The sequence below is a fragment of the Aggregatibacter sp. HMT-949 genome (assembly GCF_041734645.1).
Classification (GTDB): domain Bacteria; phylum Pseudomonadota; class Gammaproteobacteria; order Enterobacterales; family Pasteurellaceae; genus Rodentibacter.
Genome location: NZ_CP162010.1, coordinates 329259 through 349874, shown reverse-complemented (window position 1 = coordinate 349874; position 20616 = coordinate 329259). Strand labels below are relative to the sequence as shown.

The 20616-nt window shown below is 43.1% G+C and carries 19 protein-coding genes; 5 read left to right on the top strand and 14 right to left on the bottom strand.

The annotated features are described in order from the left end of the window. Positions 1–16 precede the first annotated feature (16 nt). From tolQ to AB3F25_RS01715, 5 genes are all read right to left on the bottom strand, one after another. The gene (tolQ, locus tag AB3F25_RS01735) at positions 17–709 is read right to left on the bottom strand and encodes a protein TolQ (protein ID WP_373603815.1); all 693 of its coding nucleotides are present in this window, start codon (positions 707–709) and stop codon (positions 17–19) included. A 3-nt stretch (positions 710–712) separates the two neighbouring features. After that, positions 713–1138 carry a tol-pal system-associated acyl-CoA thioesterase gene (gene ybgC / locus AB3F25_RS01730; RefSeq protein ID WP_373603814.1) on the bottom strand — a complete coding sequence of 142 codons (426 nt, stop codon included), beginning with the start codon at positions 1136–1138 and terminating at the stop codon, positions 713–715. A gap of 93 nt (positions 1139–1231) precedes the next feature. Beyond that, entirely contained in the window at positions 1232–1513 is a 282-nt protein-coding gene (gene ybgE / locus AB3F25_RS01725; RefSeq protein WP_373603813.1) for a cyd operon protein YbgE, read from the bottom strand. Between the two features lie 107 nt (positions 1514–1620). Next, a complete protein-coding gene (gene cydB, locus AB3F25_RS01720; protein ID WP_373603812.1) occupies positions 1621–2757 on the bottom strand; it encodes a cytochrome d ubiquinol oxidase subunit II in 1137 nt (378 codons plus the stop codon). A gap of 14 nt (positions 2758–2771) precedes the next feature. Next, positions 2772–4337, bottom strand: coding sequence for a cytochrome ubiquinol oxidase subunit I (locus tag AB3F25_RS01715; RefSeq protein WP_373603811.1), 1566 nt, complete (start codon positions 4335–4337; stop codon positions 2772–2774). 468 nt (positions 4338–4805) lie between these two features. On the opposite strand from AB3F25_RS01715, the gene AB3F25_RS01710 reads away from it, so the two are divergent. Then, complete coding sequence (locus AB3F25_RS01710; RefSeq protein ID WP_373603810.1) at positions 4806–5111, top strand: DUF5339 domain-containing protein; 306 nt, start codon at positions 4806–4808, stop codon at positions 5109–5111. Between the two features lie 93 nt (positions 5112–5204). Here AB3F25_RS01710 and mltF read toward each other — a convergent pair whose 3' ends face one another. From mltF to pnp, 4 genes are all read right to left on the bottom strand, one after another. Beyond that, the gene (gene mltF / locus AB3F25_RS01705; protein WP_373603809.1) at positions 5205–6647 is read right to left on the bottom strand and encodes a membrane-bound lytic murein transglycosylase MltF; all 1443 of its coding nucleotides are present in this window, start codon (positions 6645–6647) and stop codon (positions 5205–5207) included. Positions 6648–6762: 115 nt separating this feature from the next. Next, positions 6763–8586 (bottom strand): DEAD/DEAH box helicase, encoded by a 1824-nt coding sequence (locus AB3F25_RS01700; protein WP_373603808.1) that lies wholly within the window; start codon positions 8584–8586, stop codon positions 6763–6765. 186 nt (positions 8587–8772) lie between these two features. Next, positions 8773–9717: a lipoprotein NlpI gene (nlpI, locus tag AB3F25_RS01695; RefSeq protein ID WP_373603807.1), complete on the bottom strand. Its 945-nt coding sequence runs from the start codon at positions 9715–9717 to the stop codon at positions 8773–8775. Between the two features lie 85 nt (positions 9718–9802). After that, positions 9803–11932, bottom strand: a complete 2130-nt coding sequence (pnp, locus tag AB3F25_RS01690) for a polyribonucleotide nucleotidyltransferase (protein WP_373603806.1) — start codon at positions 11930–11932, stop codon at positions 9803–9805. 237 nt (positions 11933–12169) lie between these two features. On the opposite strand from pnp, the gene nanQ reads away from it, so the two are divergent. Continuing rightward, a complete protein-coding gene (gene nanQ / locus AB3F25_RS01685) occupies positions 12170–12640 on the top strand; it encodes an N-acetylneuraminate anomerase (RefSeq protein ID WP_373603805.1) in 471 nt (156 codons plus the stop codon). A gap of 123 nt (positions 12641–12763) precedes the next feature. Here nanQ and bamE read toward each other — a convergent pair whose 3' ends face one another. Next, positions 12764–13174: an outer membrane protein assembly factor BamE gene (gene bamE / locus AB3F25_RS01680; RefSeq protein ID WP_373603804.1), complete on the bottom strand. Its 411-nt coding sequence runs from the start codon at positions 13172–13174 to the stop codon at positions 12764–12766. 62 nt (positions 13175–13236) lie between these two features. After that, complete coding sequence (yejK, locus tag AB3F25_RS01675; RefSeq protein WP_373603803.1) at positions 13237–14253, bottom strand: nucleoid-associated protein YejK; 1017 nt, start codon at positions 14251–14253, stop codon at positions 13237–13239. Positions 14254–14637: 384 nt separating this feature from the next. Between yejK and AB3F25_RS01670 the strand changes: the two genes are divergently transcribed. From AB3F25_RS01670 to AB3F25_RS01660, 3 genes are all read left to right on the top strand, one after another. Next, positions 14638–14856 carry a YejL family protein gene (locus AB3F25_RS01670; RefSeq protein ID WP_373603802.1) on the top strand — a complete coding sequence of 73 codons (219 nt, stop codon included), beginning with the start codon at positions 14638–14640 and terminating at the stop codon, positions 14854–14856. 1 nt (position 14857) lies between these two features. Continuing rightward, positions 14858–16603 (top strand): DUF3413 domain-containing protein, encoded by a 1746-nt coding sequence (locus tag AB3F25_RS01665; protein ID WP_373603801.1) that lies wholly within the window; start codon positions 14858–14860, stop codon positions 16601–16603. 218 nt (positions 16604–16821) lie between these two features. Beyond that, positions 16822–17814 (top strand): amidohydrolase family protein, encoded by a 993-nt coding sequence (locus AB3F25_RS01660; RefSeq protein WP_373603800.1) that lies wholly within the window; start codon positions 16822–16824, stop codon positions 17812–17814. A 112-nt stretch (positions 17815–17926) separates the two neighbouring features. Here the strand turns inward: AB3F25_RS01660 and xerD are convergent, their stop codons facing one another. Genes xerD through AB3F25_RS01645 form a run of 3 tightly spaced genes read right to left on the bottom strand, consistent with a single transcriptional unit; the run spans position 17927 to position 20547 of the window. Further along, the gene (gene xerD / locus AB3F25_RS01655) at positions 17927–18820 is read right to left on the bottom strand and encodes a site-specific tyrosine recombinase XerD (protein ID WP_373603799.1); all 894 of its coding nucleotides are present in this window, start codon (positions 18818–18820) and stop codon (positions 17927–17929) included. 21 nt (positions 18821–18841) lie between these two features. Continuing rightward, on the bottom strand, positions 18842–20278 hold the full coding sequence (panF, locus tag AB3F25_RS01650) for a sodium/pantothenate symporter (RefSeq protein ID WP_373603798.1): 1437 nt from the start codon (positions 20276–20278) through the stop codon (positions 18842–18844). Next, complete coding sequence (locus AB3F25_RS01645; RefSeq protein WP_373603797.1) at positions 20275–20547, bottom strand: YhdT family protein; 273 nt, start codon at positions 20545–20547, stop codon at positions 20275–20277. Before AB3F25_RS01645 ends, panF begins: the two co-directional genes overlap by 4 nt. Between the last annotated feature and the right edge of the window lie 69 nt (positions 20548–20616).

The window sequence follows — 20616 nt, the reverse complement described above, 5'->3', positions numbered from 1 at the left end:
TTTAACGTTTTCCCATTTAATGGGAATGCGGTGCTCTACCAAAGGCTTGACGATGTAAAATCGTGGTAAATTCATCAATAAAGTTACCGTAATTTTGCTCAATCGCATTTACACGTAAGCTTAACCGGTTATAAGCCATGACGGCCGGAATCGCAGCAAACAAACCGATGGCAGTTGCAATCAATGCTTCCGCAATCCCCGGTGCTACCATTTGTAAAGTGGCTTGCTTAGCGCCACTTAATGCCATAAAAGCGTGCATAATCCCCCAAACGGTACCGAACAAACCGATATACGGGCTTACAGAAGCCACTGTTGCTAAGAACGGCACGCGACTTTCAAGCATTTCCACTTCTCGATTCATCGCTAAATTCATTGCTCGCGAAGTTCCTTTAATTATCGCTTCAGGCGCCTCCGGATTGACTTGCTTTAAACGAGAAAATTCCTTAAAACCGACAAAGAAAATTTGTTCGCTTCCAGTTAACCCGTCGCGGCGATTTGATAAACCTTCGTATAATTTATTTAAGTCTTCGCCTGACCAGAAACGATCTTCAAAAGTATTCGCTTCTTTTAACGCATTTGTTAATACACGACTACGTTGGATAATAATCGTCCAAGAAATAATTGAGAATGAAATTAAAATCACAATTACAAGTTGAACAACAATACTCGCTTTTAGAAAAAGCTCTAAAAAGTTCAATTCTGCAGTCATCAGCTACTCCGAAAAGTGTTCTATATTGTTTAAAAAGGCGGCTTTTATTTCTGTCGGAATCGCCGCCGGTTTCATTTTGCCTAAATCAACATAAGCTACTTTTACAGTAGCCTTTGATAAAATCACCGTATCACGTATTAATCGTTGCTCAAAAAGGATTGTCGCACCTTTAATCGCGCTAACTTCGGTTTCAATAATAAGATAATCATCCAATTTTGCCGGAACGCGATAGTCAAGCGCCATCGATTTGACAACAAACGCGCTTTGTTGTTCCTGCAACAAGGTTTGTTGAGAAAATTCCAGCAGTCTTAGATATTCCGTTCTGGCGCGTTCGAAAAAATGCAAATAGCGAGCGTGATAAACTACTCCACCAGCATCCGTATCCTCATAATAAACACGAACCGGAAAACGAAAAATCCTTGAACTCACCTTGCTTTCCCCATTAAGAAGTCTGAGGTCGCGTATTTTAGAGACTGTTTTTACTCGGCGCAAGCACTTTCAATGCGGTGCTATTTTGACTTGTCAATAATGAACGATGATCGCCGATAAAAACGCAAGGTACCCCCAATAAGGCAAAAAAAGTAAACGCCAAAAGGCGAGCTTCACTTCAAAGCCGATGCCGTGGATCCAAGAGGTTATTAAGCCCCATAAAATAAATAAGACTAGAAAAGGATTGGCTGTTCTTAGCCCGCTGGAGAAACCATTAAAATTGAAGAAAAAAGCGAATGTTAATGCTATCGCCAAAATAAATGAAAGGGTTCTGAACGAACCCTTATTAACATATTGATAAAGAACGCGAATCATTATTCGTCGAATTTCCCTAAATTTTCTTTACTTTTTGTGACTTTTACGCTTGCAAAAATTGCTGTTAAAACACCCACTATCCAAATTGCGTATAACATATTGTCTCCTTAGTATAATGAGTTTTTGTTGTTTGCCACAAAGCTTTCATCCAAACGGCCGAACATTTTCATGTATGACCAAATGGTGTACGCAAGAGAAATTGTTACAAATACGAGCGCTAAACCTAGCATTAAGGTTAAGGTTAATTCGCTTGAGGTTGCATCCCACATTAACAAGCTTTGTTCTGGATGAGAACTTGAAGGCATTACGAACGGGAACATAGAAACCGCAGCGGTAATAATCACGCCGGCCATAGTTAATGCCGAAAAGAAGAACGCGAAACCGCAACGATTTGCTTTAGAAGCGGCAATATTTAGCAATGCGCCCACCACTACCAATGCAGGGAAAAGCCGTAGAATCGGCATTTCGTTGAAGTTTTTGAACCATGCTCCAATTTCTACTTTCACTTCTTTACCCATAGGAGAAGAAGGCGCTAAGTGGTCAATAGCACTGGTTACAACATAACCATCCTTAAAGTATAGCCATACGCCTGCAAGCACAAATGCGATCAAAGTTACAAGTGCGCCGATTTGAGTAATTGCACGAGCACGATCTCTTAATTCAGCCGTGGTTTTCATTTGTAACCAGTTTGCACCGTGCGTGACAAGCATGGCCAAACTAATCACACCGCATAATAAAGCGAACGGGTTTAATAAAGCAAAAAATGACCCCGTATAGGTAACTTGTGCGATTTCATTGAATTCAAATGGCACACCTTGTAGTAAATTACCGAATGCTACGCCAAACACTAATGCCGGTACAAAACCACCTGCAAACAACCCCCAATCCCAGACAGTACGCCATGTTGGGCTATCAATTTTGGCACGGTATTCAAAACCAATCGGACGGAAGAATAACGCTGCCAACACTAATACCAATGCGATATAGAAACCGGAGAAAGAAACGGCATATACGATAGGCCAGGCTGCGAACACCGCACCACCGGCGGTTAACAACCAAACTTGGTTACCGTCCCAATGCGGTGCTATTGTGTTAATCATAATTCGACGTTCCACTTCTTTTTTACCGACAATTGGTAAAAGCGCGGTTACGCCCATATCAAAGCCATCAGTTACAGAAAAACCGATCAGCAATACGATGACCAATATCCACCAAATAAAACGTAGAAATTCATAATCAATCATAATTCGTCTCCTGCTTATTTAGATGATTGCTCAAAGTAGTATTTGCCGGTTTTCAATGCACTTGGCCCTAAACGTGCATATTTAAACATTAAGTACATTTCAACAATAATAAAGGCTAAATAAAGTGCGCAGATTAAACCGATAGAGAACCAAAGATCGCCCACACTTAGGTGAGAAGCAGAAATGCCTACCGGCAACACTTCATAAATTGCCCATGGTTGACGACCGTATTCCGCCAAGAACCAACCGCATTCGATGGCAATCCAAGGCAACGGTAACCCCCATAATAAAGCTTTTAGCAATAATCGACTTTGCATCACTTTATTACGCAAGTTTTGAACAAATGCGCCGAAGGCTAATAAGGCGATTAAACCACCCGCAGCGAGCATTGCGCGAAACGCCCAAAAGTTAGGCCCCACATTCGGAATGGTATCGCGCGCAGCCTGTTTAATTTGCTCTTCTGTCGCATCCACCACTTTATCGGTGTAGCGTTTTAACAATAAACCGAAACCAAGATCTTTTTTCACTTCATCGAATTTCGCTTTAGTTTCAGGATTGACTTGACCCGATGCTTTTTTCTCCGCTTTCAATTGAGTGAAAAGATCATAAGCCACCATACCGTTACGTACCCGATTTTCGTTTAATGCTTGGAGTTCTTTTAAACCGGTAATTTCTTTATCAAAAGAACGAGTTGCAATTATGCCACCAAGCATAGGTACACTAATCGCAAAATCATTTTTCATTTCAGCGGTATTTGGAATCGCAACCGGATGGAATGCTGTCGGTGCCGGATGCGTTTCAAATTCCGCTTCCATCGCCGCTAATTTCACCGGCTGAGCCTTACCGATATCGTAACCGGACTCATCCCCTAAAATTACAACCGCAAGCGAAGCGATAAAACCAAAGGTTGCCGCAACAGAGAAAGAACGTTTGGCAAAACTAAGATCACGACCTTTTAACAAATAAAACGCACTAATCGCCAATACAAAAAAAGCACCTGAGGTATAACCGGCAGAAAGGGTGTGTAAGAATTTACTTTGCGCAACAGGATTCAACCATAAATCCATAAAGTTCGTCATTTCCATGCGTACGGTTTCAAAATTGAACTCCGCCGCAACCGGGTTTTGCATCCAACCGTTTGCCACCAAAATCCACATTGCAGAAAGGTTTGAACCGAACGCTACGCAATAAGTTGCAAGTAAGTGTTTACCTTTAGTTAAGCGATCCCAACCAAAGAAAAATAAACCGACGAAAGTCGATTCTAAGAAAAATGCAAGTAATGCTTCAATCGCCAACGGTGCACCGAAAATATCACCTACATAATGAGAATAGTAAGACCAGTTAGTACCGAATTGGAATTCCATAATAATACCGGTGGTCACGCCAAGGGCAAAGTTAATACCAAATAACTTACCCCAAAATTTTGTCATATCTTTATAAACTTCTTTACCTGTCACCACATAGGTCGTTTCCATAATGACGAGAATGAAAGACAAACCTAATGTAAGAGGAACAAAAATGAAGTGATATAACGCAGTTAAAGCAAACTGCAAGCGAGAAAGTTCAACAACGTCCAACATCTCAACCTCTTGTAATAATTACAAGTTATTCACTATGATTAATAAAGGAATCCCTTAAATAATCACCCCAAAAGCTACTCAACAACAGACAAAATGCACAATTATTAAGCGAAAACTGAATTACCGCACACAATAATCCCTTTTGCGAACTACATCAAATTACGGATTACAACGCGGATAACTCAAGAATGGTAGTTATTCTACTACTAAACATAAGGATAAAAAACACTAAAAATGCTATCCACATCATATTTTTTGATATAAATAGCAAATACCCCATTATAGCTAGCCATACATGAAATTGATTTACATCAAATTTCCCTTTTCTAAAATAGATAGGATATTACGGAGCCAATAAATAGTACGTCCGTTTATCGCAAAATTATCAATTTTCCCTAGACAATAATCTCGTATTTTGCTAACTTCGCCCACCGTCATATCTAGAAAATCTTATTGAAGGATTTCATAATGAAAAAAATCTCAAGTATTTTAGCTGCATTATTTTCTATGGTTTCGTTTTCCACAATTGCAGCAACACCAGAAAAAAATATGTTGCCGCAACAATGCGAGCAATTATTCAAAGAAACAGAAAATTTAATTGCGCAGGCTGAAAAACAACCGGGTACGCATACTCAAGTAAGCAAAATCAAAAATAAACTGAACCAAAGTAAGCAACAAATTCTTGAAATGGAACTGGCTACACAGTTGAAAAGTTGCAATATAGGTTTAGCAAAACTTAGTAGCATGAAGGGTTATACTGAGGAAACAAATTAAGCAAGATTACGAAAAAAAGGCTTATTAAAAACATTAATAAGCCTTTTTATTTGTTATTTTTCTACTGGGCTCCGGCAGGTCTATCTTTCCTTTCTATTCCGTGTTTTTAACCGCATCTTGATTATCGCGTGAAGCATCTTTACCTTGCTCAAAGCGGTTCTGATTTTCCTTAACGCGATGATAATTCACAATGCTATTCATATATCGGCGGATATTTTCTACGTATTGATATGCCTCATAACCTCGAGCATAGCCATATTTTAGTCCATTATAATGGCGTTTTTCCGACAGTAACGGCAAGTTATTCTTTACATCTAACCAATTATCCGGGTTGGCGCCTAGTTTTTTTGTTAAACGACGTAGATCCACTACATGCCCTAGCCCCATATTATAAGCGGTGAGCGCATACCAAATTCGGTCTTCTTGCGGAATACTATCCGGCATCTGTGCAATCAACCAATGAAGATAATCTGAACCGGCTTTAATACTTTGCTCAGGATCGGTTCGATCATCGATTTTCATCCGCTCTGCCGTATCTTTGGTGAGCATCATCATGCCACGTACCCCGGTAGGTGAGGTAGCATCAGGGTTCCAATGAGATTCTTGATAAGCCACCGCCGCCAACAAACGCCAATCCAACTCGCCCTTGTATTTTTCAAAAAGCGGTTGATATTGCGGCAAAATGTTTTCAACGGCATCTAAATAAGCGCGACTATCCACGTAATCAAACTGCGCAATATGCCGAAAATATTTCTCTTCAATACGATCAATTAAACCGCTGTCCAATGCGGTGCTCATAAAGTCGAGTAAACTAGCCTGCAGCTCGTTGTAAGAATTATCGGCAAGATACCAATGTACGCCGGCTTCGTCTGTTAAATCAAAGGCGATTGCAAGGTCAGGACGAATTTGCTGAGCCATCGCCACATCAATGGAATTAGCGATCGTGTAAGGAATGTAGCCTTCCGCAACTTGAATCAATAACTCTTCTTGCGTTAACTGCTTGTTACTTTTCCATCGCAGCTTCGGAAATTTTTTCTGCGATTGCGCCAATAGTTCGTCTAATTCCGATCCTTCAGCAATCACAATCTCTTGTTGTACTTGGCCTAAATCTTTCGGACGATTTTCCCCTTTACGGTAAACCAATTGCCATGAAGCTGAAGTATAAGACGGACCGATTTGGAATTGCTCCGCACGTTTAGAGTAGAATAATAAACTTGCCGCTGCCAAGTCTATCCGATTATTCTCAAGCGCGCCGAGCACCGCATTGGGATTGTCAAATACTGCAATTTCTAACTTCACCCCTAAATAATCCGCAAAGCTTTTTGCCAACTCGTATTCCAAACCGGATTCTCCCTCCGATCCGACAAAATAATAGAGTGGGTTATTGATTGTGCCAACCACTAGCGTACCGCGCGATTGAACCGTCTGATAACGATTTTCTTCGGAGCGTATAATTTTTTGCCACGGAAATATCATATCAATCGCCCAAAGCAACAGTATAAATGAGACGATAATACGTAAAAATAAACCTTTCAAATATGTAGCCCTTTTGTAAAAGCCGGTGGATTTTAGCGAGAATTTGATTTATAGACAATAAAAAGCCCCTTTCGATTCAAGGGGCTGCAATGATTAATTAACTAAGGCGCTCTTATTAACCGCGGCGCTCTCTATAAGAACGCTCGCCGAAAGTGCGACTATTTTTCTCATTAAATTTACGACCACCTCGTTCATTGCGTCCACGATCTCCGAAATCGCCACGCTCAACACTGCGACCTCCACGACGTTTACCTCTGAAGTCATCGCCACCTCGAGCACCGTCGGATTTTGCTTCGCCTAAAAAAGACATTTGCATTTGCTTATTCAACACGCGGGTTTTAGCAAATTGTTGCAACAATTCTTTCGGCATGCCTTGCGGCAATTCGACAGTAGAATAATCATCGTAAAGTTTGATATGGCCAATATAGCGGCTGTTAATGTCTCCTTCGTTAGCGATAGCGCCCACGATATGACGTACTTCCACGCCGTCGCCGCGTCCCACTTCAATGCGATATAGATCCATCGGCTGCGGATTACCGTAGCCTTTGCGTTCCCCCCGACGTTCCGCCGAACGCGGATTTTCACTGCGCTCATTGCGATCGCGACGACGTTTATCCATCGGCGGATCCGGTGGAAGAATCAATTTTTGCTTGCCTTGCAACAACATCAACATGGCTGCGGCGATATCTTCCTGATCTTGATCGGCGGTAAACAAATCTTCCAATAAACTGCGATATTGTTCCAAATCGTGGTGTTCAAGCTGTTTGGTAATTTTCGCCACGAATTTTTTGCGACGGCATTCTTGTAACACTAAATGATTCGGCAATTCCACTTCATTAATACCTTTTTTCATTAAATGTTCAATGTTACGAAGTAAACGACGTTCACGCGGTTCGACAAACAATAAGGCGCGACCTGAACGCCCTGCACGACCGGTACGACCAATGCGGTGCACATAGGACTCTGCATCCAACGGAATGTCGTAATTCACCACAAGACTGATACGCTCAATGTCGATACCGCGTGCGGCTACATCCGTCGCCACCACGATATCCAAACTGCCGTTACGCAAACGATCAAGCGTTTGTTCACGCAATTGTTGGGTCATATCGCCGTTCAATGCGGCGGAGCGGAAACCGCTTTTTTCAAGCAGTTCGGTAATATCTAACGTGGCGGTTTTGGTGCGGGCAAAAATAATCGCGGCGTCAAAATCTTCCACTTCTAAGAAACGTAACAAGGCTTCGTTTTTACGCACACCATGCACGTACCAACAGCTTTGCTCAATATCCGGGGCGTTGTCGTTATTCACTTTGATCTTCACTTCTTTCGGATCGTTCATAAAGCGTTTGGTAATACGACGAATCGGCTCCGGCATAGTTGCTGAGAACAACGCGGTTTGATGATGTTCCGGCAATTCTGCCATTACGGTTTCCACGTCATCAATAAAGCCCATACGCAACATTTCGTCCGCTTCATCTAACACGATGAAACGTAATTCAGCAAGATTTAACGTACCGCGGCGAATGTGATCGAGAATACGTCCGGGCGTACCTACCACCACTTGAGCACCTTGTTTTAGAGCGCGCAGTTGGATATCGTAACGTTGCCCGCCGTACAAGGTCACAATGCGGATGCCGCGAGCGTGTTTAACAAATTGTTCGCACGCATCCGCCACTTGAATGGCAAGCTCGCGCGTCGGGGCCATCACCAACATTTGCGGATGTTTTTCTTCCGAGTTAATTTGCGCAAGCAATGGAAGAGCGAATGCCGCCGTTTTACCGCTACCGGTTTGCGCCATACCCAAAACGTCATTGCCGTTAAGTAAATGCGGAATACATTCTTGTTGAATCGGAGAGGGCGTTTCAAAACCTAAGTCTGAAACGGCTTTTAAGATAAACTCAGGCAAACCTAAGTCATTAAAAGTGATTTTGTCTGTCATTAAAATTCTCGAATAAAATGAGGAAAGCTCAAGGGGCTTTCGGGTTTATTTGTTGATTGTATTCCTGATATCTAACCTTTCCCGTTTCCGAGGGAGAAAATGCGAAGGCACTTTAAGTGTTGGCTTTACCAACAATCCCGAAGGGCGAGCGAAGAAATCGGAGAATCGTAAAAAGGTGGTCGGCTGTTAAAATGCCGCGGCTTTAGTTGCCGCACTTTTCACTTCTTTTTCGTCTTCCGCTTGAGCCGGTTTTAATTTCATCAGCTCAAAGGAGGCAAAACGATACTCAACAAAGTTATAAACCTGATTCGCCATGGCCAGTTTGAACAAGGTCGCCGCCTCGTCCACCAGCACCGCATTGAGTTTTTGTTTTGCTAGATAAAAATAGGTTTCTGTCAAAATTTCTGCGTATTGTTGTGCGTTTTCCGCAAAATCGGCTGCGCGCCGCTGCAATTCTTCCACAGAAATGCGTCCTAAGTAGTATTGAACGATATTTGTTCCCCAGAAGTCCTTTGATAGCCCTTTTGCTCGTTCGACAAGATTTGCGCGGGCTTCTTGTGGTTTTAATTTTTGTTCGTTCAAATATAGCCATAAGACACGATAAGGATCTTTGGTATCGGCTTGGTAGAACTGTAAGAAATCCTGCTCGGCAAGATTATAGCGCCCTACATAATAAAAATTTAAACCACGATTAAGGTGGGTATAGTCATAACTCGGATCCAATTCCAGCGCCGCATTGAACGTCTCCAGTGCGCCGTCGTAATCTTCTTCAAGCAATAAGTAAAGCCCCAAATAGTTATACACAGAAGCCATTTTCGGCTGCAATGCAAGGGCTTGCGTAAAGTCGTAACGAGCGAGTCCCCATAATCCAAGAGAATCGTATAATACACCGCGCTCGAAATGCATGGCAGCGCGTTCTTCGTTACTCATTTTTCCAACTAAAAGTACTTGGCTAATACGTACAATCATCACTTCTTGTTCAAAGTGCGTATTCGGATTTTGTTCAGCAAGTACAATTCGATTGTTAGATACAAAAGCACCCTCGGATCGGACACAGCCGATAAGGAACAACACCGCACATAGGCTAAATAAATAGGCTATAAAACGACGAAATAATCGAAAACACAGCATCTGCTTTCTTTTTGTACGAATAGTGAGTTGGAAAATAACAAAACTTGATGGCAATGCCACCAAGTTTTGATTGGGTTAACCAAGATTATTCTTGCTCTTCGGCAAGTTCTTCTTGGTTGCTTTCTGCTTCCTGTTTAGGCGCAAGATCTTTCATGGTTAAACGGATACGACCTTGACGATCGATTTCTACTACTTTCACCATCACTTCTTGCCCTACTTGCAGGTAATCACTGACTTTTTCCACACGTTCTTCGGCAATTTGCGAAATGTGAACCAAGCCCTCTTTATTACCCACGATAGCCACAAATGCACCGAAATCTGCTAAGCGGGTCACTTTGCCTTTGTAAACCGCACCGGCTTCCACTTCGGCGGTGATGTCTTCGATACGCGCCATCACATCTTGTACTGCGTTTTTATCTACGGCAGCGATTTTTACTGTACCGTCGTCATCAATATCAATGGACGTACCAGTTTCTTCAGTCAACGCACGAATCACAGCACCACCTTTACCGATCACATCTTTGATTTTCTTTGGATCGATCTTCATGGTGTAAATACGCGGGGCGAAATCAGAAATATCCGCACGCGGCGCCGGAATAGCTTGTTCCATCACGCCAAGAATGTGCATACGGGCGCTTTTCGCTTGATTTAATGCGATTTGCATGATTTCTGCGGTAATACCTTCGATTTTGATGTCCATTTGAAGTGCTGTGACACCTTCACGAGTACCGGCTACTTTAAAGTCCATATCGCCTAAGTGATCTTCATCTCCAAGGATATCGGAAAGCACGACGAATTTATCATCTTCTTTCACCAACCCCATCGCAATACCAGCAACCGCCGCTTTAATCGGCACGCCGGCGTCCATTAACGCAAGGGATGCACCACACACAGAAGCCATAGAAGAAGAACCGTTAGATTCAGTGATTTCAGACACCACACGTACCACATATGGGAATTCGGCTAAGGTTGGCATCACTGCTGCCACGCCACGTTTCGCCAAACGACCATGACCAATTTCACGACGTTTCGGTGAACCGATCATACCGGTTTCACCCACGGAATACGGAGGGAAATTATAGTGGAACAAAAAGTGATCTTGGCGCTCACCGGTTAATTCATCAATGATTTGCGCATCGCGTTCGGTACCTAAGGTAGCAACTGCTAGGGCTTGAGTTTCGCCACGGGTGAAGATGGCAGAACCATGAGTACGCGGTAACACGCCGGTGCAAATATCCAATGCACGAACAGTATCAACGGTACGTCCGTCAATACGAGGTTCGCCCGCGATAATACGACCGCGCACGATTTGGCTTTCAAGAGCGGTGAAAATATCTACAATTTTACCTTCACTGACCTCTTCATCTTCAGCGGTGATTTGTGCAATCACATCCGCTTTAATCGCATCGATTTGCTCATAACGGGTTTGTTTCTCAGTGATACGATATGCATCGCCTAAGCGCGCTTCGGCAATTGCTTTCACTTTGTTGATTAAATCGGTATTTGGCTCCGGTGCGACCCAATTCCAACGTGGCTTACCGGCTTCGGCAACCAATTCTTTAATCGCCTCAATCACCACTTGTTGCTGTTGATGACCGAATACGACCGCAGATAACATTTGTTCTTCGGTTAAAATATCCGCTTCAGATTCAACCATCAACACGGCTTTGTCGGTTCCCGCCACCACTAAATCCAAACGGCTTTGTTTTTGTTCATTCATGGTCGGATTTAACACGAATTGACCGTTAATGAATCCTACACGTGCAGCCCCGATCGGACCGTTAAACGGCACGCCGGACAATGAAAGCGCTGCAGATGCACCAATCATCGCCACTAAATCCGGGCTAATTTGCGGGTTTACTGAAACAACGGTGGCAACTACTTGAATTTCATTGAAGAAACCTTCCGGGAATAACGGACGAATCGGACGATCGATTAAACGGGCAATTAAGGTTTCGCCCTCAGATGGACGACCTTCACGTTTGAAGAAACCGCCTGGAATACGGCCGGCGGCATAAGTACGTTCTTGATAATTTACGGTTAACGGAAAGAAATCTTGACCTTCTTTCACGTCTTTTTTGGCCACTACAGTGACGAATACGGTGGTATCGTCCATGCTTGCCATCACAGCAGCCGTCGCCTGACGGGCAATGGCGCCAGTTTCTAAGGTGACAGTATGTTGACCATATTTAAATTGTTTAACAATTGGATTCACAATGTTTTCCTTTAAATTACATTAAAAATAATGCTTTATTTTTCAGATTGCGACTAGCAAAAAAAATCTATCGCCAAATTCCACCGTTTAAAATCTCTTTTGATAGCCGCACGCTAACACAGAAAATAAAGCTCGCGTATTATACAGATGTTTTGAGGTGATTGGTAACTTTATTTCGTATGGTCAACTTGCTATCATGGGACAACTTTTATTCACATATTCATACAAGGAGAGAATATGATCATCAGCAGCCTTACCAATCCAAACTTTAAAGTGGGTTTACCGAAAGTAATCGCGGAAATTTGTGATTATTTGAATACATTAGATTTAAATGCATTGGAAAATGGTCGCCATGATATTAACGATCAAATTTACATGAACGTAATGGAACCGGAAACTGCCGAACCAAGCACTAAAAAAGCGGAATTGCACCATAACTATTTAGACTTGCAAGTATTGATTCGCGGTGCAGAAAATATTGAAGTAGGCGCAACTTATCCGAACCTCGCCAAATACGAAAACTATAACCAAGCCGATGATTATCAGCTCACCACGGCAAATATCGAAAACAAATTCACCATCACCTTAGTGCCGAAAATGTTCGCCGTATTCTATCCGTACGAACCACATAAACCTTGCTGCATTACAGGCGAAAAAGCGGAAAAGATAAAAAAACTAGTAGTAAAAATCCCGGTTAAATTAATCTAATTTCTCAAAATAAATAAAAAGAGTTGATCGAAAAATACGCTCAACTCTTTTATCTACTCTCTATCTATAATGTTTAATACCAATTAAACGGAACACCTACATTACAGACAAACCCAAGAATTACTAGAACGTCCACCAAGATTTCTTATTACCCTCGCCGTTACGTTCGATAATGGTGTTATTCTCACTTTGCGATGCCACTTCCGGCAACGGTTTATCCAAATGTGTTTCCGTTACAACACCGCTTTGGTCAAATTTTACGGTAAAAGTATGTTGGTCAGGTGCTTGATAGGCTCGCTGTTGCAAGAACACATAATACCAAGTCAAATTGCTATAAGGGTCAATTAAAACCGGCGTACCAAGCAAATATTGTACTTGTTGTGCAGTCATACCTTGTTTGACTTGCGCCACATTGGTGGCTTCCAAATAGTTGCCTTGTGGCACGTCAATGCGATAAACCACTTTTTCAACCGTAGAACAAGCTGAAAGGCTTAATGCCAATACAGCGACGCCCAAAAGAATTTTAAATTGCATTTTCTTTACCTATCCTTGCAAAATTTTGTGAAATAATACCCAAACTTAAAAATATTGCCAAACTAATTCTCGGCTTTTAAAGCCTTTTCCAGTTGGTCTTTTAAGTTAGGCGGTAAACCATTAATACTTAACGTATCCGTCATCGGATCCCAGCGAACGCGCGTATTAAGCAATTCCGCATCAAAAGTTAGGCTAATGCCTTTACCTGAACCGGAAAATTTAGTGAGTGATTTTAACGCCGAACGCAGTGGAGGAATGTGTTCTTCTAAACCGTAATTTTGTTCTTCCGCAAAGGCGACAAAAGACCGCTCGTTTAGAGTCGGCAAGCTGTCAGAAAGTTCAGCCAAGGCGATATCTTCACCGCCGGCAATCTGCCCTTTGCAATATTCAAACACTTGTTTTTTTACTGCTTGAGCTTGCTCTTTATTCAACTCTCCTTGCTCACAATAATCGCTCACGGCCTGCAATAAACATTGGTTTTGCAGTTGCGGATTCAATCCTTCTTCCGCCCCCAAAAAATCCATAAAGAAATCGCTGATTTTGCGCCCTACGCGCCCTTTAATAAAGGTCAGATAACGATTAGACTTGGCGTTTATTTGCAAATCGGTCAAATTCACCCGTGCGGCGATATCAAATTGCGTAATATCAAGATATTCTGTGCGACGAATATCCAAGTGTTCGTCCACCCACATACTGTGGCGGCTATCAAGCAAGGCGATAAACAAATAATCGGTGGCGAGGAAATTGTATTGACATAACACAAGTGTACCACTATCGGCAAAGTTATATTTGCTTAATTCATCCGCCAAAAGCCTTGTCGAATATTGGCTGAAATCTAAAAATTCCGTTTCTTGTTCTAGTAAACGATTTAATTGTTGCGCAAATACCGAATTATCTTGAAACACACCGAAAGCCTTGGCTTTATTTTGATAGCCTTGATGCAACTGCAACATCATTTGTTCCACCTCCGCCGTGATCGGATGTAACTCGTTACGTAAAATGCTTTCCATTTTATTATCGTCACCATCGATTCGCTTAATTAATTGGTGCAACACGATTTGATTTACAGTAATGCTCATTTTCTTTTCCTTTGTTAAAAAACATCGACATTATGCTGCGGCAAATGCACAAAACGATTGCCGAATCGTTTGACTGACTTATCTAACCGTTAGCAAAAATCCGAGCACTTCGCCAACAGCACCGCATTGAACGCCATTCCAATGCGGTGCTATTTGGGAAGTCCAGAAATAACATTGTTTACACTTCAAACACGCCTTGTGAAGCCCGAAATCTCTCAAATATTACCCAACCGGCATTATTTCAGCGTTGGGCAAGCACAACATAACGTCGCAAAACCTCGCGAATTATAACCGCTCTCTTTTAGCAAGAAAAAAGAAATTGTTTAGAATCGGGCAAATAATCGGGTATGATAAGGCAACTTTTTTTCCCCTTTTCAAACAAAAATGGCTCAATCTTCCAAATACTCCGACGCGCAATTAAGCGCCATCGTCAACGATATGATCGCGGTGCTGGAAAAACACCAAGCGCCGGTTGACTTATCCTTAATTGCCCTCGGCAATATGACAAGTAACTTGCTCGCCACCAGCGTACCGCAAACGCAACGCGAAGCCTTGGCGCAAGCCTTTGCCAGTTCTTTAATCAATGCAATAAAAACTCACTGATATGATCAGCTTTAAAAAAGGCGACTTCAACGGTAAACAATACCGCGACGACACCTCGCGAAAAATTTCGTGGGGTCATTGGTTTGCCTTTTTTAACATTATTATTGCGATTTTTATCGGTTCCCGTTATGCCTTTTTAATCGACTGGCCGGACACATTGGGCGGGAAACTTTACTTTTTCGTCAGCCTGCTCGGACATTTTAGTTTTAGCGTCTTTGCCGTCTATTTATTGGTGGTCTTTCCGCTAAGTTTCGTCATTAAAAATCACCGCACTTTTCGTGGCTTAACAGTCATTCTGGCGACCATATTCATCACATTATTACTTTTTGATACTGCCGTATTCAGTCGTTTCAATTTGCATTTATCTTCCATCGTATGGAACTTATTGGTAAATCCCGAAAATGGCGAGATGTCGCGCAACTGGCAAATTTTCTTTGTGTCGATGCCGATGATTTTGCTGGTACAAATGCTTTTTTCCCGTTGGAGCTGGGAAAAACTGCGTAGTCTTGAACGCCAAACATGGCTGAAATATGTCGGCGTATTTTTCACTGTGACGTTCATTGCCTCTCATTTAATTTATGCTTGGGCTGATGCCTATTTATATCGTCCGATTACTATGCAACGTTCTAATTTCCCGCTGTCTTACCCGATGACTGCACGCTCTTTTTTAGAAAAACACGGTTTATTGGATGGCGAAGAATATGAACAAAAATTAGCGCAAGAAGGACGTTTGGACGCATTAAAAATCGGATATCCTAAACATTCTTTAACCTTTAGTACCACCGAACATAAGCCGAATATTTTGCTAATTACGGTTTCCGGCTTACGTTACGATGCGATTGTCTCTGAAAAAATGCCGAAACTTGCCGAATTTGCCCTTCGTTCGACTCAATTCACCAATCATTATAGTAGCGGCAACACAAATAACACAGGATTAGTCGGCTTGTTTTACGGGTTAAACGCAAACTACACGGATAGTATTTTAAGCAATCACACTCCGTCCGTACTTATTGAAAAACTGCGAGCAGAAAAATACCGCTTCGGTTTGTTCTCCGCTTCCGGCTTTAAGGACAGCTTATTTCGCCAAGCCTTGTTCCGCGGCATGGCGTTAGCGAAAGAAAAAACGACGAACGAAAATGTAGTCAAACAATTCAATGAATTTATCGCTCAAAAATCGGAAACGCCTTGGTTCGTCTATCTTGATTTAGATTTAAACGCAAAGGATCCGATAGAATACGAACGCGTTCTCGCACAAACAGATCCGTTATTCGAACAAATTTTAACCGATTCAACGTTAGAAAATACCTTGGTGATCATAACGGCCGAGCACGGTTTAAGTTTCAACGAAATGCATAAGAAAGATCAGCGCAATTATTTTGGCCGTGATGAAATTCAAGTGCCGCTGTTAGTGTTCTGGAAAGATTTGCCGGCCGGCGTTGAAAGCGCATTGACCAGTCATACAGATTTATTGCCGGCATTAATGACACAAATTTTTAATGTGCAAAATCCGTCGAAAGATTATGCTCAAGGTCGCAATTTATTTGATTTGCGAGGCGATGATTGGGTATTAGCGTCGAATTACCGTTGGAACGTATTAATCCAACCTGACGGTACGCAATATCATCTAGACCGCAAAGGAAACTACAAAAAATTCGACCGCGCTTATCAAGAACAATCCTCCGATCGCCCACCGCTAGGGCTATTCTTAGAAATGTTTAAGAGCGAAAATTCCTTTTTTGATAAATAACGACAAGGCGTTTATCCGCCCGCCCGGTCAAAAAGAAATAGCTTTTTTGCGACCGAAACTTTATACTTCCGGCCCAGTTTAAGACTGAAAAGATGTTATTAATGGAAAATCCGTGAGTTTTTCATAACATTGCCACAATGCTTCTCGCCGCGCCCGTCGAGCCGTTTCAATTAATACGCTTCTCGTCTTTTTATCCTCATTCTTTTTACGGAGTTTGTATGAAAAGCCATGTTCGTAGTTTCAAAACATTTATTCGCGATGAAATCATTAAAAAAGGCGGTTGGGTCAATGCCCACGCCCATGCCGATCGCGCCTTCACCATGACGCCGGAAAAAATCGGCATTTATCACAACAGTAATTTGCAACAAAAATGGGATTTGGTGGATGAAGTGAAACGCACGTCCAGCGTGGATGATTACTACGCACGTTTCTGCCAATCCATCGAATTAATGATTTCCCAAGGTGTCACCGCATTCGGCACGTTCGTAGATATCGACCCGATTTGCGAAGATCGCGCGATTATCGCGGCGCATAAAGCCCGCGAGGTTTACAAACACGACATCGTTTTAAAATTTGCCAACCAAACCTTAAAAGGCGTGATCGAGCCGACCGCGCGCAAATGGTTCGATATCGGCGCCGAAATGGTGGATATGATTGGCGGTCTACCGTACCGTGACGAACTGGATTACGGCCGTGGCTTAGAGGCGATGGACATTTTGTTAGATAAGGCGAAATCTCTTGGCATTATGTGTCACGTGCACGTGGATCAGTTTAATAATCCGAACGAAAAAGAAACGGAACAACTTTGCGACAAAACCATCGAGCACGGCATGGAAGGGCGCGTGGTAGGCATTCACGGCATTTCGATCGGTTCGCATCCCAAAGAATATCGCTACCGACTTTATGAAAAAATGCGTAAAGCAAAAATGATGATGATCGCCTGCCCGATGGCCTGGATTGACAGCAATCGAAAAGAAGATTTAATGCCGTTCCACAATGCATTAACGCCGGCCGACGAAATGATTCCCGAAGGCATTACGGTGGCGCTTGGCACTGACAATATCTGCGATTATATGGTACCGCTTTGCGAAGGCGATTTATGGCAGGAACTAAGTTTGCTCGCTGCCGGTTGTCGTTTCCCGCATTTAGACGCTATGGTGGATATCGCCAGTCTTAACGGGCGTAAAGTGCTGGGACTGGAGCCGGTTTAAGCGCGCTGTAACGGTCGGCATAAAAGCAACTCAGCGAAGTGCCAAATCAGCACCGCATTGAAATAGGTGTTGAAAGAAAGAGCGGTCAAAACTTAAGCTTTGACCGCTCTTTTTATCCTCTTGGATGAAAACGTTCGTGCAAATATTTCAAACGTTCTTTTGCCACATGAGTATAAATTTGCGTGGTGGAAAGATCGCTGTGACCAAGCAACATCTGCACCACCCGCAAATCTGCGCCGTGATTCACCAAATGGGTGGCAAATGCATGGCGTAACACGTGTGGCGAAAGCGCATCAGCATTGATGTCTGCCAATATTGCATAATGCTTAATGCGGTGCCAAAACGTCTGTCGGGTCATTGGTTTGGCGCGTCGACTAGGAAAAACGATATCGGTGCTTTGCCCGTTCAACAGCTGCGGCCGTCCATAAAGCACAAACTGACGCAGCCAATAGGCTGCCTCTTCCCCCATCGGCACAATGCGTTCCTTGTTGCCCTTACCGATAACGCGCACTGCGCCTTGTTGCAGGTTCACATTTTCAATGGTCAGCGAAACTAATTCAGTGACGCGTAAGCCGGTGGCATAGAGTAGTTCCAGCATTGCTTTATCGCGCAATTCGAGCGGAATTTCCACGTTAGGGGCGTTCAATAAATCGCTGACTTGTTGTTCACTTAAATATTTCGGCAAACGGCTTGGCAGTTTAGGCGAACTAAGCAGCGCTCCGGGATCGTCGGTGCGGTATTTTTCACGATACAAATATTGGAACAATTTGCGTACCGCGCTTAACAGTCGAGCCGTACTGCTGGCTTTGTAACCTTGCGCCAAGCGTTCCCCCAAAAAACCTTGCAAATCCACCGCATCCAAGGTTTCTAAGGATAAATCATTTTTCTCCAACCAATCACACAGCGCATTCAAATCTAACCGATAAGATTGCACGGTATTTTGCGACAGCCCTTTTTCAAGCCAATAATCGTTGAGGAAAAGATCGATAAGTGCGCGGTTGTTCATAAAGTCAACATCATTTTAAGATTATAAAAATTTCGGCGTCGTTTTTTCGCCCCATCGATTACCAATTAAAAAAGCAACTAAACCAAATGCCAAAGCCGGCACAATTTGATGAAAACCAAGTAATTTGACGCTCAATTGCGTGAGCAAAATATAGCTGCCTAAGCCAACGAGCATTGAACTCAGCGCACCATAAGCATTGGCCTTGTCCCAATAAATGCCGAGCACGATTACCCAAAGAAAAGCGGCTTCCAGCCCGCCAAAAGCAAACAGATTTAGCCAAATAATCATATCCGGCGGATTAAGCGCAGCGATAATTAAAAGCGCAGTTAAAATTAGGGTAATAACGAAAGAAATATAACCGATTTTTTTCTCGTTTTTAGCCGCTTGCGGTTTAGCCGAAAGGTATAAATCTTTCACGAAAATAGACGAAGATTGAATTAATTGCGCGTCAATGGTGGACATAATTGCAGACATCGGTGCCGCCAAGAAAATCCCGGCTACAATCGGCGGCAGCACTTGCAACATTAAAGTCGGAATAACTTGATCGGCGATCTTCAAATCGGGAATAATCGCGCGACCGAGTGCGCCCGCCAAATGCATACCAAACATAATCAGCGAAAGTACCAGCGTGCCGATCAGCATACCGCGATGCAAGGCTTTACTGTCTTTAAAAGCCATACAACGCACGGCGGTATGCGGTAAGCCTACTACACCAAAACACACCAACACCCAAAAAGATGCCATAAATTGGAAGCCGAGCATCTCGTCCGGGCCATAAGGACTGACTAACGCCGGATCAATTTCGGTTAATTTATGCATCGCATTTTCCACGCCGCCCAAGGCATAAAGCGTGCCGCCAAGCAAAATCAGGGTGCCGACAATCATCACCGTGCCTTGAATGGTGTCCGTTAAAACCACCGCACGAAAGCCGCCGATAAAGGTGTAAATGCCCACAGTTAGGGCAAACAGTAGCAAGGCTTGGGTGTAGGAAATGCCGATGGTGGTTTCCAGCAAACGCGCGCCGCCGATAAATTGCACGGTCATCGCTGCAAAGAAAGCAAGCAACAAAGCAAGGCCGGAAAGCCATACGAGATATTTGTTTTTGTAACGATAAAGGAATAAGTCGTTAATGGTCAACGCATTGGTTTCGCGCGAAAGCAAAGCAAATTTTTTGCCCAGTGCGCCCAACGCCAGCCATACCGCCGGAACTTGAATCATCGCCAACAACACCCAGCCCAAGCCGTATTTATAAGCCGCCCCCGGACCGCCCACAAAAGAACTGGCGCTGGCGTAAGTGGATGCGGTGGTCATCGCGAGCACAAACCCCGTCATTGAACGATTGCCGACGTAATATTCCGTTAAAAAATCGCCCTTGGTACGTTTCACATAAGCATAAATCGCCGCGCCGAAAATAAATGCGAGATAAATGATTAAAGGAAGAATAATTCCCAGATTCATTGTTTATTCTCCTTTTCGTGCGTTTCGGGCGCATTGATTTCAAGCGAAATATCCAGATAAACGATTTTGATCACCCAATAGCCGATGACAAGAAATAAAATCGGTAAATAAATGCAAGAAAGTTCGAACCAAAGGGGAAAACCTATCGGCCCGGTGGTGTTTTTCGGTAGGTAGGCGCATAAACACCAGCCAATCACATATAAAACGGACAGGCCTAAGGCCCATCGCGCTTCCTTGGCGGCTTGCTTGTATCGTTGTACTAATGTCATAAAGTTCTCGTTTTAAATTAAGAATACGGTTCCAATGCGGTGCTATTTCAATGCGGTGCCGTTTCAATG